At 60.4% G+C, this 14,735-nt stretch carries 13 protein-coding genes; 12 read left to right on the top strand and 1 reads right to left on the bottom strand.

Annotated elements, in window-relative coordinates; all coding sequences use genetic code 11:
- Window positions 1–33: 33 nt before the first annotated feature.
- The 8 genes from JYP46_RS20695 to JYP46_RS20660 all read left to right on the top strand — a co-directional run bounded on the left by JYP46_RS20695 (window position 34) and on the right by JYP46_RS20660 (window position 10,305).
- On the top strand, window positions 34–1,596 hold the full coding sequence (locus tag JYP46_RS20695) for an ABC transporter substrate-binding protein (protein WP_206549184.1): 1,563 nt from the start codon (window positions 34–36) through the stop codon (window positions 1,594–1,596).
- Between the two features lie 445 nt (window positions 1,597–2,041).
- Window positions 2,042–3,613, top strand: coding sequence for an ABC transporter substrate-binding protein (locus JYP46_RS20690; protein ID WP_206549183.1), 1,572 nt, complete (start codon window positions 2,042–2,044; stop codon window positions 3,611–3,613).
- Between the two features lie 61 nt (window positions 3,614–3,674).
- Window positions 3,675–4,643, top strand: a complete 969-nt coding sequence (locus JYP46_RS20685) for an ABC transporter permease (protein ID WP_113156522.1) — start codon at window positions 3,675–3,677, stop codon at window positions 4,641–4,643.
- 21 nt (window positions 4,644–4,664) lie between these two features.
- Complete coding sequence (locus tag JYP46_RS20680; protein ID WP_162742401.1) at window positions 4,665–5,636, top strand: ABC transporter permease; 972 nt, start codon at window positions 4,665–4,667, stop codon at window positions 5,634–5,636.
- A 5-nt stretch (window positions 5,637–5,641) separates the two neighbouring features.
- Complete coding sequence (locus tag JYP46_RS20675; protein WP_206549182.1) at window positions 5,642–6,835, top strand: amidohydrolase family protein; 1,194 nt, start codon at window positions 5,642–5,644, stop codon at window positions 6,833–6,835.
- Window positions 6,835–8,352 (top strand): amidohydrolase family protein, encoded by a 1,518-nt coding sequence (locus JYP46_RS20670; RefSeq protein WP_206549181.1) that lies wholly within the window; start codon window positions 6,835–6,837, stop codon window positions 8,350–8,352. Before JYP46_RS20675 ends, JYP46_RS20670 begins: the two co-directional genes overlap by 1 nt.
- Entirely contained in the window at window positions 8,345–9,328 is a 984-nt protein-coding gene (locus JYP46_RS20665; RefSeq protein WP_206545146.1) for an ABC transporter ATP-binding protein, read from the top strand. Before JYP46_RS20670 ends, JYP46_RS20665 begins: the two co-directional genes overlap by 8 nt.
- On the top strand, window positions 9,325–10,305 hold the full coding sequence (locus JYP46_RS20660; RefSeq protein WP_113156527.1) for an ABC transporter ATP-binding protein: 981 nt from the start codon (window positions 9,325–9,327) through the stop codon (window positions 10,303–10,305). Before JYP46_RS20665 ends, JYP46_RS20660 begins: the two co-directional genes overlap by 4 nt.
- A gap of 53 nt (window positions 10,306–10,358) precedes the next feature.
- On the opposite strand, the gene JYP46_RS20655 is transcribed toward JYP46_RS20660, so the two are convergent.
- Window positions 10,359–11,036, bottom strand: a complete 678-nt coding sequence (locus JYP46_RS20655) for a GntR family transcriptional regulator (RefSeq protein ID WP_113157101.1) — start codon at window positions 11,034–11,036, stop codon at window positions 10,359–10,361.
- 135 nt (window positions 11,037–11,171) lie between these two features.
- Here JYP46_RS20655 and JYP46_RS20650 point away from each other — a divergent pair, with 135 nt between their 5' ends.
- From JYP46_RS20650 to JYP46_RS20635, 4 genes are all read left to right on the top strand, one after another.
- Window positions 11,172–11,801 (top strand): flavin reductase family protein, encoded by a 630-nt coding sequence (locus JYP46_RS20650; RefSeq protein WP_206545144.1) that lies wholly within the window; start codon window positions 11,172–11,174, stop codon window positions 11,799–11,801.
- 21 nt (window positions 11,802–11,822) lie between these two features.
- Window positions 11,823–12,545: an aspartate/glutamate racemase family protein gene (locus JYP46_RS20645; protein ID WP_113156528.1), complete on the top strand. Its 723-nt coding sequence runs from the start codon at window positions 11,823–11,825 to the stop codon at window positions 12,543–12,545.
- Between the two features lie 487 nt (window positions 12,546–13,032).
- Complete coding sequence (locus JYP46_RS20640; protein ID WP_206549196.1) at window positions 13,033–14,073, top strand: methionine ABC transporter ATP-binding protein; 1,041 nt, start codon at window positions 13,033–13,035, stop codon at window positions 14,071–14,073.
- Window positions 14,063–14,731, top strand: coding sequence for a methionine ABC transporter permease (locus JYP46_RS20635; RefSeq protein WP_206549180.1), 669 nt, complete (start codon window positions 14,063–14,065; stop codon window positions 14,729–14,731). The genes JYP46_RS20640 and JYP46_RS20635 overlap by 11 nt, the downstream gene beginning before the upstream one ends.
- Window positions 14,732–14,735: the final 4 nt, after the last annotated feature.

Genomic DNA, 14,735 nt, shown 5'->3' with positions numbered 1-14,735 from the left:
GTTCCTGAAAGCGACCAAGCGGGAGGCATCAGCATGCGCTTCAAACGAACAATCCTATCGGCCTTGATGGTGACGGCGCTTGCGCTGCCCGCCGGTGCGGCAACCCTTAAATGGGGCAGCCGCGCCGACATCTATTCGCTCGACCCCGTCTCGGTGGCGTCGACATCGAACCTTGCATTTCTCAATCACATTTATGAAGGGCTGGTCCGCTATGGTCCGGACTTCCAGATCGAGCCGGCACTTGCGACCAAGTGGGAGCTCATTGACGATAAATACTGGCGCTTCACGCTCCGCGAAGGTGTGAAATTCCATGACGGAGACGCGTTCAATGCGGATGATGTGATCGCTTCGCTCAAGCGCGTGAGCGATCCGGAATCGCCCCTGCGCGGCAACATCCCGCTTTATGCTGGCATCAAGAAAGTCGACGATTACACGGTTGATATCGAAGTCTCTGCGCCGACATCCCTGTTCCTGAACGACATGACGAACATCTTCATGTTCAGTGGCGAATGGCTGAAGGAGCATAATAGCGAAAAGCCCACGAACCTCGCATCCAATGTCGAAGGTTATGCCACGCACAACACAAATGGCACGGGGCCGTTCAAACTGGAAAGCCGGGTGCCGGACAGCCAGACGATCCTGGTCGTCAACGATCAGTGGTGGGATGAGAAGAAGCACAATCTCGACCGCATCGAGTTCATGCCCATTGCATCGCCGGCCACCCGAGTTGCCGCGCTCCTTTCGGGTGAGGTCGATCTGGTCGATTCTGCACCAATCCAGGATCTGCCGCGTCTTGAGGCTGCGCCGGACATTCAGGTTAACAAGCGAACCGAGCTGCGCACCGTTTTTGTCGGGTTCAACCGCCGCGAAACGCTGGAAGATGGCCGCCCGAACCCGTTCAACGACATCCGCGTCCGTCAGGCTGTGGAAGCGGCAATCGATCGTGACCTGATTAATGCCAAGGTGATGCGAAAGCTGGCGCGTCCTTCCGGTTCCCTGATCGCACCGGAGGTCGCTGGCTATGCCAAGGCGCTCGATGTTTACGAGCCGGCAGACCCGGAAAAGGCGAAGGCGCTTCTTGCCGAAGCGGGGCAGGAAGGACTGTCGTTCAACTATATGTGCATGAACGATGAGAGCATCAACGAAGAGGAATTCTGCACCGGCATCGCGAATATGCTGGAGCGCGTGGGGTTCAAGCCGACCATTGATATGGGGCCGCGTGCGGTGCAGTCTCCCAAAAGAACCAACGGCAAGGCGGACATGTTCAATATGAGTTGGGCAAACGAGCCGACGCTGGATGCCTACTCCTTGCTTTCTCAGATTCTTTCCACGCGTAGCGAGTCGACCGGCGTATCTAACTACGGTGGCTGGAGCTATCCCGAGATCGACGAGCTGGTCGGTAAGGCGGCACAGGAACCGGACAATGAGAAACGTCTCGCCTTGGAAGAGGCAGCTTTGAAGATCGCAAAGGATGATACTCTTCTCATACCGCTTCATCAGCAGCCCATCGCCTGGGCCATGATGGACACGGTGCAGGACGTCGACTTCCGGGCCGACAACAAAGCGCGCCATTGGCTGACACGCATGGCCGAGTAACGGCCCCAGGCACAGCGCAAGAAGAAGGGCGTTTCATCTCTCCGATGAAGCGCCCTTCTTCTTGCGCTGTGCCGCCCGGCTTCGAGGGTTTGGTTGCATGTTTGTCGACATTTTCAATCTTAGATTCGGGAAAAATTGTAGACAATATAGTTGACACAATTCTGGCCTCCTCCATAATGCCTATGGGTCTGACGGGAGGCAATGCGTTCAGACGGGAGAGTAACGTGGCGGCCGCAGAAGAGGCCCCCCAAGTGGGGTTTTCTGGACTGCCGGGGCGTTCAACCGGTCGCATGCGCGGCAGTCGCTTCCTGAAATTCCTGTCCTGCCGGATTGCGCTTTCGCAATCGTGAGACGCATCCCTCGTGGTTGGCCACGATTTCCGGTGGGTTGAAGCGAAGCAGACCTCCGTCAAGGAGGCGCAACTCTCTAGGAGTGGAACAAACCAATGTTGAAGCAAATCGGAGTGGCGGCGACCATTGCCCTGGGCTTGAGCGGAGCCTTGACCGGAGTGGCGTCGGCGGAGACCCTGAAATGGGGCGCCGCGCGGGATATCTATTCGCTGGACCCATATTCCTATGGCGACAGCTACACGCTTTCCTTTCTGAATCACGTATATGAGGGGCTGGTTCGCTACGACGCCGATCTTCAGATCGAGCCCGCACTGGCCGCGTCCTGGGAGCAGGTTTCGGACACGGTTTGGCGTTTTCATCTGCGCGAGGGCGTGACATTTCACGATGGCGCTGAATTCACGGCCGACGACGTTCTGGCCTCGCTGAAGCGTGTCAGTGATCCGGTTTCGCCGCTGCGCGGAAATCTGCCAGCCTATAAGTCGTCGAAAAAGGTGGACGATTACACGGTCGATATCGAAATGACCGGCCCGTATCCGCTCCTGCTCAACGACCTGACAAACATTCACATCTTCGATGCGGGCTGGCTGGTCGACAACGATTCCGAAAAGCCAACGGATGTCGGCGCACAGATCGAGGGCTACGCCACTTATCATACCAACGGCACCGGTCCCTTCAGGCTGGAAAGCCGTGTTCCGGATAGCAAAACGGTCCTTCTCGTGAACGAAAACTGGTGGGATGAGGCGGCCCACAACATCGATCGCATCGAGTTCGTGCCGATCACCTCTGCCGCGACCCGCGTGGCCGCACTTCTCTCCGGCGAGATCGACTTCAGCGAGGAAGCGCCGGCGCAGGATGTGCCGCGCCTTTCCGCGCAGCCCGAACTGAAGGTCATGGAGCGCACAAACCTTCGCACGGTCATGCTCGGCTTCAACCGCAAGCCGACCCTGGACAATGGTTCGGAGAACAAGTTCAACGACCTGCGCGTGCGCCAGGCGTTCGCCCACGCGCTTGATCCGAAACTCATCCAGCAGCGCATCATGCGCGGCAAGTCGCGGACTGCCGGAACGATCGTAGCGCCGGACATTCCTGGTTACTCCACTGAACTGGACACGCCCTACCTGTATGATCCAGAGCAATCCCGCAGGCTCCTGCAGGAGGCCGGTGCAGCCGATTACCCGTTCACGCTGGTTTGCACGACCGACGCCTACGTTAACGAGGAAGAGCTTTGCCAGGGCATTGTCAACATGCTCAGCCGTGGCGGGTTCAAGCCTCAGCTCGACATCGCACCGACCGCCGCTCAGGCGCCGAAGCGTACCGGTGGCAAGGCTGATGTCTATCTGATCGGCTGGGCCAATGAGCCGATGCTGGACAGCTATTCGATCCTCGTTCAGATGATCAAGTCCAGGTCTGACACCGCCGGCGTGTTCAACTGGGGCGGCTGGAGCTACCCGGAAATCGATAGCCTGATCGAACAGGCATCGACTGAAATGGATCGGGAAAAGCGGCTTGATCTACAGACCCGCGCGCTTGAATTGGTCAAGGAAGAGATCGTTATGCTCCCGCTGCACCAGCAGCCCATGGCGTGGGTGATGGACAAGAAGATCGACAAGATCGCGCAGGCTGCGGACAACAAGGTCCGCCACTGGCTGACGCACGTCTCCGAGTAACAGCCACGACAGCTGGCCCGGAGCAAGCCTCCGGGCCGCGATCTAGCCAAAGGTTACCTGAATGCTGGTTTTTATCATCAAGCGCACGGCCAACGCCATCATGGTCATGCTTGCCGTCGCCATGCTCGCCTTCCTCATCTTCCGGCTGGCGGGCGACCCGGTCGAGATGATGGCCAACGAACAGATGACCCAGGCCGACCGGGACGAACTGCGCGAGCGGCTTGGCCTCAACGACGGCGTCCTGACGCAATACACACGCTTTGTGGTCAACGCGGCACAGGGCAATTTCGGCATTTCCTACCGCAACGGGCAGGATGTCCTGAAGCTCATTGCCGAACGCTTTCCGGCCACGCTCGAACTCGTTTTTCTTGCGACGCTGATTTCCCTGCTCGTGGGCATACCCCTTGGCGTTTTGACGGCGATCAAACGCGGGCAATGGTATTCGGAGAGTTTGCAGTTCGTGTCCATCATCGGGGTGTCGTTGCCAAGCTTCGTGGTTGGCATCGTCCTGATCCTGGTGTTCTCGGTCGTTCTTGGCTGGCTGCCCGCCTTCGGGCGCGGCGAGGTTGTGCAGATCGGGTGGTGGTCCACGGGCCTGCTCACGCCTTCGGGCCGTGCCGCGCTGTTGCTGCCGGCGCTTTCCCTTTCGCTTTATCAGGTCACACTGGTGATGCGCCTCGTGCGCGCCGAAATGCTGGAAGTGCTGCGCTCCGACTATGTCAAATTCGCCCGCGCCCGCGGCATTCCACGCTGGCGCATCTATTTTCGCCACGCGCTGCGCAATTGCCTGATGCCAGTGGTGACGATGACGGCCATGAACATCGGTTCGCTGATCGCTTTCGCGCTCATCACCGAGACTGTCTTCCAGTGGCCGGGAATGGGGCTCCTGTTCATCCAGGCGGTGACATTCCTCGATATCCCCGTGATGGCCGCGTATCTGTGCATCATCGCCTTCATCTTTGTCCTCCTGAACACCGCAGTGGACATTGCCTATGCGGTAATCGACCCACGCCTGCGCACCGCGCAGTGAACGAACGAAGAGATGAGTTCGATGTCCACACAGCAGATTTCCGAAGTATCGAAACCAGTGGCGCCGGTTAAGACAGCGCGACGCTCAATGTTCTCGCGCATGCGTGACAGCGCGGTCTGGTGGTCCTTCACTCACAGCAAGGCGGCTATGGTCAGCGCCGCGCTTCTGGCGATCCTTGTGCTGACGGCCGTTTTCGCGCCGCTCATCGCGCCGCAGAACCCCTATGATGGTGCCCAGCTCGACATGTGGAAAGCAGAGCTTCCGCCGATCTGGGAGGCGGGCAGCGAGTGGCCCTACCTTCTCGGAACGGATACGCAGGGGCGCGACATGCTCTCGGCGATCCTTTACGGAACGCGCATCTCGATCATCATCGGCGTCGGCTCCGTTGCGCTGTCGCTCCTGATCGGAATGAGCGCTGGTCTGATTTCCGGCTATTTCGGTGGCTTCATCGACAATCTGCTGATGCGGTTCGGCGACATAACGCTTTCGCTGCCCACAATCCTGGTCGCCATTCTGGTCTCGGCCGTGATCCGGCAGATGTTGCCGCTTTCTCTGCGCGAGATCGGCGCGTCTGCGGTGCTCATCTTCGCAATCGCACTGTCCGCCTGGGTACAGTATGCGCGCACGGCGCGCGCTCAGGCCATCGTCGAGGCGGGCAAGGATTATGTGCAGGCGGCCAGGCTGATCGGTGTTCCCGCCCGCCGCATCATGGTCAAACACATCCTGCCCAACACACTTACCCCCATTCTGGTCGCGGCGACGCTTAACTTCGGCATGGCGATCCTGACCGAAGCGACTCTTTCTTTCCTCGGCATCGGCATGCCACCCAGCCAGCCTTCGCTGGGCACACTGATCCGTATCGGCAACCAGTACCTGTTCTCCGGTTCCTGGTGGATCGTGCTGTTCCCCGTGGTCCAGCTCTGTCTTCTGGTCGTCTCGGTCAACGTGCTCGGCGACTGGCTCCGTGACGCCCTCAATCCAAAACTCAGGTAGCATCCATGACCAACCTTCTCCTTCGCAATGTTCGCCCGCTGGCTGACGAAGCGTGCGACATCCTCATCGAGAACGGCAGGATCGCCGGTTTCGGCCAGTTCGAGCCTGTGGCCGGGATGCCTGTAGAAGAGGGTGGCGGCGCCATCGTCATTCCGGGACTGATCGATGCGCACACCCATCTGGACAAGACCACATGGGGCATGCCCTGGCACGTCAACAACCGCGCCGCCATCCTGCGCGAGCGCATCGATTTCGAGCGGGAAAACCGCAAGGAAATCGGCATCGACCCCCATCGCCAGTCAATGCGCCATGCAATTGGCCTTGTCGCGCACGGCAGCACGCACATCCGTAGCCATGTGGACATTGACCCAACCCACGGCCTGTCTCTGGTCGAGGGCATCTGGGAGACCCGTGAGAAGCTCCGCGGCGTGATTGACATCGAAGTGGTCGCTTTCCCGCAATCGGGGCTCATGGTCATGCCGGGAACGGCCGAACTGCTCGACGAAGCCCTGAAGCAGGGTTGCGAAGTGCTGGGCGGGATCGATCCCTGCGGCATCGACCGCGACCCGAAAGGGCAGCTTGATCTTCTTTTCGCACTCGCCGTCAGACATGGGGTGCCAATCGACATCCATCTGCACGAAGCCGGAGAGCTCGGCGCTTTCACCATGGAGCTTATTTTCGAACGGGTACGCGCCAACGGCATGGAAGGCCAGGTTGCGATCAGCCACGCCTTCGCACTGGGCATGAACGATCATCTGCGCGTCGGCCGCCTGATAGAGGAGATCGCAGCGCTCGATGTCGCCATCGTCACCACCGGCGCGCCATCCGCCACGGTGCCCTCAATTCGTCAGCTCAAGGCGGCCGGGGTGCGCGTTGCCGCCGGTTGCGACGGCATTCGCGACACCTGGGGGCCATGGGGGCAACCCGACATGATGGACCGCGCGCGGGTGATCGGCATGAAAAACGGCGTGCGCTCCGACATTGAACTGGAGCATGTACTGCACATCGTCTCGCAGGGCGGGGCCGATGTGATGGGCATCGACGGGTATGGCCTTGCCGAAGGCTGCGTTGCGGATTTCACGCTCGTTGCCGGCGAAACGCTCGCTCATGCGGTTGTGGAAACCGCGCCGCGCCCGATGGTGGTGAAAGGCGGTCGCGTAACCGCGCGTGATGGTAAAGCGCTGGTGGAGATGCCTTGATGAGCCCCACGTCTCAAGAACGGCCTGAAGGTCTGCCCCAGGATTTGCCGTTGGGCCACCGGCCTGAAGGTCCAACGCTTCTCACCGCGCGGTGGGTCGTCGGGCACAGGGATGGTAGCCACCGTCTTCTGCGCGATGGCGAAGTGGTGATCGAAGGCGGCAAGATACTCTTTGTCGGGCATGGATTTCCCGGTACGGTCGCCCGCCGGATCGATTTCGGCGAGGCGCTCATCAGCCCTGGTTTCATCGATCTCGATGCGCTTTCGGATCTCGACACGACGATCCTGGGCATCGATCATCATCCCGGCTGGGCAAAGGGCCGCGTCTGGCCTCGGTCCTATGTGGAAGCCGGGCCTTATGAGATGTACTCAGCCGAAGAACTGGCGTTTCAGAAGCGCTTTGCATTCGGGCAGCTTCTCCAGAACGGCATAACCACGGCTGCACCCATCGCCTCGCTCTTCTACCGTGAATGGGGCGAGACCGTCGCCGAGTTCGATGCCGCGGCAGACGCCGCCGGCGATCTTGGCATGCGCGTCTATCTGAGCCCCGCATATCGCTCCGGCGGCATGGTTCTTGAAAGCCCGGACAAGATCGTTCCCGTCTTCGACGAGGAGCGCGGCTTTCAGGGACTGCGCGACGCAATCGCCTATATCGAACGCCAGAACGGGCGTCATGGCGATCTGGTTCGCGGCATGCTTGCGCCTGATCGCGTGGAAACCTGCACACTCGACCTGTTGAAGCGGACGGATGCTGCCGCACGCGATCTGGATTGCCGGTTCCGCCTGCACATGGCGCAGGGCACGATGGAGGTCGACACGGTGCGGGCGCTGCATGGCAGCACGGCGCCGGTCTGGCTGGCGAAGGTCGGTCTCTTGAGTGAAAGAATGATCGCACCGCATGCCACAAACGCCACCGATGAGGATCTGGCGCTCTACACGGACAACGGCGTTTCCATCGTCCATTGCCCGCTGGTTTCCGGCCGCAGCGGTGGCGCGCTCAACTCATTCTCGAAGTGCCGCGCGCGCGGCATCAACATCGCCATGGGAACCGACACTGCCCCGCCCGACATGCTGATGAATCTCCTGGTCGGCCTCATCACCTGCCGAATGAGTGACGGTGCGCCTGATCGGGTGCGCTGCGCGGACCTTTTCGACGCTGCGACACTCGGCGGTGCAAAAGCGCTTGGCCGCGACGACATCGGGCATCTCTCGGCCGGCGCACGCGCGGATATCGCCGTCTTCCGGCTTGACGACACGGCCATGGCGCCCTCGGTCGACCCGATCACAACCCTTGTGACCGGCGGTTCGGGCAAGGTCACGCAGGCGGTCTTCGTGGACGGGCGTGTCTCCATGTGGAACCGCGCCGTTGCCGGGATCGACATGCAGGCGGCGCGCGCCCGTGCGCAGGCGCAGTACGACGGGCTCATCGCCAAATATCCGGAGCGAAGCTGGGGGCATCCAGCGGTCTCCGAGATATTTCCCCCTAGCTATCCGATAGAGGTGGAAGATCATGGGTGAAGCGGACAAACCAGTCATCGATGTTCGCGAGTTGCGGGTCGAGTTTCCTGGCCGCCGGGGAAGCGTAACCGCATTGTCGGACGTTTCGCTTTCCATCAAGGCGGGTGAGATATTGGGCGTGGTCGGTGAATCGGGTGCCGGCAAGTCCATGACGGGCCTGGCGATCCAGGGGCTGCTGGAACGTCCCGGTCATATTTCCGGCGGGGAAATCTGGCTCGCAGGACGGCGCATTGATCAGTTGAACGACCAGGCGATGGAGCAGATACGCGGCCGTGAAATCGGTGCGATCTTCCAGGATCCCCTGACCTCGCTCAACCCGCTGTTCACCGTTGGCGCGCAACTGGGGGAGACGATCCGCCAGCATCTGCCTGTTTCGAAGCGTGAGGCGAAACTGCGTGCAATCCAGCTTCTGCGGGATGTCGGCATCCCCTCACCGGAAGAGCGGGTCAAGCAGTATCCGCATCAGTTCTCCGGGGGCATGCGGCAGCGTGTCGTTATTGCGCTTGCATTGGCGGCGTCGCCGAAGCTGGTGATCGCCGATGAGCCGACGACGGCGCTCGATGTTTCCATCCAGGCGCAGGTGATTTCCCTTTTGCGCAAGCTCTGCAAGGAGAAGCAGACGGCCGTGATGCTCGTGACCCATGATATGGGCGTCATCGCCGAGGCGGCAGACCGTGTTGCGGTCATGTATGCCGGGCGTCTCATCGAGCTTGGCCCGGTGGAGCAGGTGCTCCACGCTCCGCGTCACCCTTATACGCAGGGCCTGATGGCGTCGATCCCCTCTCTTGACGGTCGCGTGGAGAAACTGAGCCAGATCGACGGCTCCATGCCGCGTCTGGATGCGATCCCGATCGGCTGTGCCTTCAGCCCGCGCTGCAGCCATGCCGGCCCGCGTTGCCTGAAGGAACGGCCCGAACTCACTTTTGCAGGCGAAGGCGCAAGCGCCTGCTGGCTCAACGCGGGAGGAACCGCATGACGATGCAAACGGGCGAAACGGCCGCACTGACGGTCTCGCGGCTGACCAAAACCTTCGATGTTTCGGCTCCCTGGCTCAACCGGGTTGTGGAGCGCAAGCCACGGCAATTGCTACAGGCGGTCGATGATGTGAGTTTCAGTGTGCCCGCCGGCGGCTGCCTTGCGATTGTTGGCGAAAGCGGGTGCGGAAAGTCGACGGTCGCCCGTCTGGTCACCGGTCTTTACAGACCGAGCGCCGGCGATCTGAACTTTGCCAATGGGCGCGATGGAAAGACCCTCAGAGCGCAGATGATCTTTCAGGATCCCTACGCCTCGCTCAATCCACGCTGGTCGGTGAAGAACATCATTGCGGAGCCGTTGCGGGAACTGAAGCTGCGCACCGGCGCTGCGGAAATCACCGAGCGTGTTGAGGAACTCCTGCGGATTGTCGGTCTTTCACCGTCGGATGGCGAAAAGTACCCGCATGAGTTTTCCGGCGGCCAGCGGCAGCGCATCTCCATTGCACGTGCGCTTGCAAGTGAGCCCGAATTTCTGGTCTGCGACGAGCCGACATCGGCACTCGATGTTTCGGTGCAGGCGCAGGTTCTGAACCTGATGCGCGAGTTGCAGGATCGGCTGGGGCTGACTTACCTGTTCATCAGCCACGATATGAGTGTGGTCCATCATATGTCCGACCGGGTGGCCGTGATGTATCTGGGGCGCATCGTGGAGGAGGGCGATACGGAAGAAATTTTCGCGCGCCCCCTGCATCCCTACACGCAGCTTCTGTTGCAGACGATCCCGAACGTGCGAACCCCGAACCGGGATCGCGAGCCGGCCAATGGCGAGGTGCCAAGCCCTCTCAACCCGCCGTCCGGCTGCACGTTTCACCCGCGCTGCCCGCTTGCGACCGCCCGGTGCTCAAGCGAGGCCCCGAAGATCAGGACCTCTTCGAGCGGAGCGCGCATAGCCTGCCATATGGTCGATGTTGAGGAGTAGAGGGGAAGCCCCTGCTGCGCGGTCCGCGGGAGCAGGGCGATCCGTGCGGTGAATTATGAAAGGGCAGCTTTCAGATCGTGTGACAGGTCGCGGATCTCAGTCAGGTCGAGTTCGGATTCGACGTGTTCCAGATGATGCCCCATCAGGTCAGAGGCCTTGCGGGTGTCACCTTTCGAAATGGCCTTCACGATCTCGATATGTTCGTCCGGGCCGCAATTGAAACGGGAGGTGTTGCGGTAGACGGCAGTTATCAGCGAGGACCGAGCAATGAGGTCCCGCATGGTCGTGAAGAGAAAGTCAGAGCCGGTGATTTCGGCAAGCAGCAAGTGAAAGCCGCCAGACAGTTTGATGATATCCGTCGTCTGGTCCTTTGCATTCGCTTCGCGCTCCAGGGCGACGTGGTCGCGCAGGCGCTTGGTGTCGGCCTTGCTGATGTGGCTGCAAAGCCGTTCGACGATCCGGTGCTCGACGGTGCGGCGTATGAAGAAGACGTCTTTGGCTTCGTCTACGGTCGGTTTGTAGACGAACGCCCCCCGGTTGGGGATGATCGTCACAAGCCCGTCACGCTCCAGAAGCGTCAACGCCTGGCGAATGCGGGCACGGCTTACGCTGAAGATCGAAGCCAGTTGACCTTCTTTCAACTGAACGCCGGGCCGCAGTCTGCGCTCGGCGATCGACAGCCAGATCCGTTCAACGATCTGATGCGTCGATACTCCAGTCTGCTCACTCATGCCGCTCCCTCCATTGTGCGGGTAGACAAGCGTGATGCGGAGCAAAAAGTCAACTTGTGAGCGTGTTTTTCATTGCAATATTGTCAACAATGTTGGATGATATTGTAGATTATAATGACACCCATCGAGAACGGTATGGAATTTGATTTCGAGCAGTTGGAGCCGCAGAGCCGTTACCGGCTGCTGACGAATTTCATTGGGCCGCGACCGATCGCGCTGGTCTCGACCCGCTCTGAAACGGGGCGCAACAATGCCGCTCCCATGAGCTTCTTCAATGTCTTCTCGCACGATCCGGCCATTGTCGTGCTGGGCATTCAGCCGCGCCTTGGCGGGGCGGAGAAGGACACGATGGTCAACATCCGCCGCACCGGCGCTTTTGCTGTCAATATGGTGGATATGGCCATTTCCCGGCAGATGCTGGTCTGTGGCCTGGGCTTTGAAAGCGGGGTGGATGAGCTGGAGGTCTCCGGGCTTACGGCGGTTGAATGCCGCAAGGTGGAGGCGAGCTACGCGCAGGAGGCGCCGTGCGTTTTCGAATGCCGGGTGGAGCGTCTGATCGACTATCCCCGGCGTACGCTCGTTCTGGGCGAGGTTGTTCACATGCATGTGCGCCAGGACTGTCTCGACGCCGAAAGCCGCTATGTGGACCCGGAACGATATCAACCCATCGCCCGCCTCCATGCCGATAATTACATCGTTTCCGATCGTCAGTTCGTTTTGAAGGCGCCAGACATTGACGACTTTTCAAAACCGCCTTGCGATTAATCCCTTCCGAAGGTTGCCGTAATGCATATTCGCATCATCAATCCAAACTCCACGGCGTCGATGACCAGACAGGCTCTGGAGCGCGCGCTGGTCGTCAAGAATGCGGATACGCAGGTTTCCGCCGTCAACCCGCTCGATACGCCATTGAGCATCGAGGGCGGCGCCGACGAGGCCATGGCCGTTCCCGGTCTGCTGTCCGAAATTATCAGGGGCGAGGCTTTGGGGGTGGATGCCTACATAATCGCCTGTTTCGACGATCCGGGCCTGCATGCAGCCCGTGAAGTTGCGCGAGGCCCGGTCCTGGGCATCTGTCAGGCTGCGGTGCAGGTCGCGATGACCATCAGCAGGCGCTTCTCGGTCATCACCACTTTGCCGCGCTCAGTTCCCATTATTGAGGAACTGGTCAGCGCATACGGTGCTGATCGCCATTGCCGCAAGGTGCGATCCATAAACTTGCCGGTCCTGAGCCTGGAGGAAAGTCCGGTTGAGGCAGAAGCGCTGCTCCTCCGGGAGATTGAGCGATCCACCCTGGAGGATGGTGCCGAAGCGGTTATCCTGGGTTGTGCTGGCATGAGCACACTTTGTGACCGGCTGACGGAGGTATCGGGCGTGCCCGTGATCGATGGTGTGACGGCGGCAATGAAGCTTGCCGAAGCGCTTGTCGTTGCAGGTTACACGACGTCGAAAGTGAATTCCTACAACTACCCTCGCGAAAAGAGTGCCGGCTGCGTGGTTTGCGCCTGAAGACAGCGGAGTTTGTCGGCTTCCACCTGCGTGTTTGGCGATGCCTCCCGTGTTCTTAATACGGTGTTGTCATGTCTGGATGGCGCCGTTGGGCAGTGCTACCTGTTCGGCGGTTCGCCCCCGAGGTCTTCTCGCCACCGAAGTTGGACCTCGTGGCCTGATACTGCGGCACGGTTATTCCTCTTTTCTCACGACAACTGGAATTCCATTCCTAGGCCTCCCCGGTATGCGGTGCGATAAGCACGGGGCAAGTTGTCATGCCGCAGCAGGCAAGGGTTTGATCAGGTGAATGTAAAGATGCTAATGCGGTGCCAAACCGTCCGAATGTGGACTTTGAGCTGACTTACCGGCGCTTGTGCGTCGTCTCCGCATGTGCGGCATTCACCACAGAGAATTAAATGACCTACCCGCTCACACCCCGTGAAGCTTCCCTGCGAGGCCTCCGATGAACCGCGTCGCCCCCCCTCAGACTCCGGTTGCCGTTCCCATGGTCACGTTCGAGAACGTCATCAAGCGCTTCGGCGGAACGGGGAAGCAGCCCGAATTTACCGCGCTTGACGGCGTGAACATGGTTGCCCCCCGTGGCGCGATCACCGGCATCATCGGCAGGTCGGGCGCTGGCAAGTCGACGCTTATCCGGCTGGTCAATGGTCTGGAGAAAACGACTTCGGGACGGGTCGTCGTTGACGGCGTCGACGTGGGCGATCTTCCCGAAACGGGCCTGCGCGATCTGCGCCGCCAGGTTGGAATGATCTTCCAGCACTTCAATCTTCTCTCGTCGCGTACCGCCTTCGACAATGTGTCGCTGCCGCTCGAGATCGCGGGGATGGACCGCAAGACGATCCGCAATCGCGTCGCACCGCTGCTCGACCTCGTCGGTCTTGGTGACAAATCCGACCGCTATCCGGCAGAGCTTTCCGGTGGACAGAAACAGCGTATCGGAATTGCCCGGGCGCTCGCGACGGAACCGAAGCTCCTGCTGTCGGATGAGGCAACATCAGCTCTCGACCCGGAGACGACGCAGTCGATCCTCGAGCTCCTCAAGACAATCAATCGTGACCTCGGCCTCACCGTTCTCCTCATCACACATGAGATGGAGGTGGTGAAGACGATTGCCTCGCAGGTCGCGGTGATCGACAAGGGCAAGATTGTCGAAAATGGCAGCACATTCGACGTGTTCACCGCGCCCAAACACGAGACCACCCGTTCGCTCCTGTCGGCTGTGATCGGCGCCAAGCTGCCGGAATGGATCAGCGCCGATCTGAAGCAGGCGCCGGCTGAAGGTGCGCGCGCGCTGGTGCGGCTGGTCTTCTTCGGGGACACGGCCTTCCAGCCGCTGACCGCGCGTCTGGTGGCCGAGATCGGACCGGACGTGAACATCCTGGCCGGCGCGATCGACGAGATCGCCGGTGAGCCCTACGGATCTCTTGTCGTTTCCTATCCCGCCGATCCGGATACGCTCAGAAGGGCCGACGACTTCTATCGGCAGACCGGACTTTACACGGAGGTGCTCGGCTATGGCGCCTGACATGCTCGTTTCCCTTCTCTGGAAGGCTTTCCTGCAGACCATGTACATGGTGGCTGCTGCGGGTTTCATCGGTTCGCTCATTGGCCTGCCGATCGGCATCTTCCTCGCGACCAGCGGGAAGGGCGAATTGTTCCCTGCGCCGACCGTCAACAAGATCGTCGGCGCGACCGTCAACGCTGCACGGTCCACGCCGTTCATTATTCTCGTTGTGGCGATCATTCCCTTCACGCGACTGATCGCCGGGACCTCGATCGGAACCGCTGCAGCAATCGTGCCGCTGACGATTGCGACCATTCCCTTCGTCGCGCGGCTGATCGAAACCTCGATCCGCGAAGTCGACAAGGGCTTGATCGAGGCGGCAAGGGCCATGGGCGCGACGCCGTTCCAGATCGTCACAAAGGTCCTTTTGGCGGAAGCTCGCCCGGGAATTATCCTCGGCCTTACGCTGACGCTCGTAAGCCTTGTGGGCTATTCCGCCATGGTCGGTGCGGTTGGCGGTGGTGGTCTCGGTGACCTCGGCATCCGCTACGGTTACCAGCGCTTCATGCCGGAAGTCATGCTTGCTGTCGTGGTCGTGCTGATCGTGGTCGTCCAGGCGATCCAGAGCGCAGGCGACATGCTCGCACGCCACTTCGACAAACGGACCCGCAAAAACTGAATTT

This window comes from Nitratireductor aquimarinus (genome assembly GCF_017255295.1).
In the GTDB taxonomy this organism is placed as follows: Bacteria; Pseudomonadota; Alphaproteobacteria; order Rhizobiales; family Rhizobiaceae; genus Nitratireductor; species Nitratireductor aquimarinus.
This window is presented reverse-complemented; position numbering and strand designations above follow the sequence as displayed.

Bases quoted from the DNA above. Each gene is read 5' to 3' on its own strand.
- JYP46_RS20675 (WP_206549182.1), top strand. From the start codon at position 5,642: ATGACCAACCTTCTCCTTCGCAATGTTCGCCCGCTGGCTGACGAAGCG.
- JYP46_RS20690 (WP_206549183.1), top strand. From the start codon at position 2,042: ATGTTGAAGCAAATCGGAGTGGCGGCGACCATTGCCCTGGGCTTGAGC.
- JYP46_RS20685 (WP_113156522.1), top strand. From the start codon at position 3,675: ATGCTGGTTTTTATCATCAAGCGCACGGCCAACGCCATCATGGTCATG.
- JYP46_RS20680 (WP_162742401.1), top strand. From the start codon at position 4,665: ATGTCCACACAGCAGATTTCCGAAGTATCGAAACCAGTGGCGCCGGTT.
- JYP46_RS20640 (WP_206549196.1), top strand. From the start codon at position 13,033: ATGGTCACGTTCGAGAACGTCATCAAGCGCTTCGGCGGAACGGGGAAG.
- JYP46_RS20695 (WP_206549184.1), top strand. From the start codon at position 34: ATGCGCTTCAAACGAACAATCCTATCGGCCTTGATGGTGACGGCGCTT.
- JYP46_RS20635 (WP_206549180.1), top strand. From the start codon at position 14,063: ATGGCGCCTGACATGCTCGTTTCCCTTCTCTGGAAGGCTTTCCTGCAG.
- JYP46_RS20645 (WP_113156528.1), top strand. From the start codon at position 11,823: ATGCATATTCGCATCATCAATCCAAACTCCACGGCGTCGATGACCAGA.
- JYP46_RS20655 (WP_113157101.1), bottom strand. From the start codon at position 11,036: ATGAGTGAGCAGACTGGAGTATCGACGCATCAGATCGTTGAACGGATC.
- JYP46_RS20665 (WP_206545146.1), top strand. From the start codon at position 8,345: ATGGGTGAAGCGGACAAACCAGTCATCGATGTTCGCGAGTTGCGGGTC.
- JYP46_RS20650 (WP_206545144.1), top strand. From the start codon at position 11,172: ATGGAATTTGATTTCGAGCAGTTGGAGCCGCAGAGCCGTTACCGGCTG.
- JYP46_RS20660 (WP_113156527.1), top strand. From the start codon at position 9,325: ATGACGATGCAAACGGGCGAAACGGCCGCACTGACGGTCTCGCGGCTG.
- JYP46_RS20670 (WP_206549181.1), top strand. From the start codon at position 6,835: ATGAGCCCCACGTCTCAAGAACGGCCTGAAGGTCTGCCCCAGGATTTG.